The 253-nt window shown below is 68.0% G+C and carries 1 protein-coding gene; it reads left to right on the plus strand.

Annotated elements, in window-relative coordinates; all coding sequences use genetic code 11:
* Positions 1-253 (plus strand): transposase (locus SM191_RS19745; RefSeq protein WP_341507681.1); only part of this gene is annotated, 253 nt, incomplete at both ends.

Below are 253 nucleotides of genomic sequence, written 5' to 3' on the forward strand. Positions count from 1 at the left end.
GGCCGAACAGGCCCTGACGGCATTCGAGGCGGGGCCCTGGGGCACCCGCTATCCCGCCATCGGCCAGAGCTGGCGGCGCGCCTGGGCCGAGGTCATCCCGTTCTTCGCCTTTCCCGACGAGGTTCGGCGGATCATCTATACCACGAATTCCATCGAGGCCTTGAACTCGAAGCTGCGCCGGGCCGTGCGCGCCCGCGGGCATTTCCCCAGCGACGAGGCCGCCACCAAGCTGCTCTACCTGATCTTGAACCGC

The organism is Sphingomonas sp. 2378 (assembly GCF_038084995.1).
Taxonomy (GTDB): Bacteria; Pseudomonadota; Alphaproteobacteria; order Sphingomonadales; family Sphingomonadaceae; genus Sphingomonas.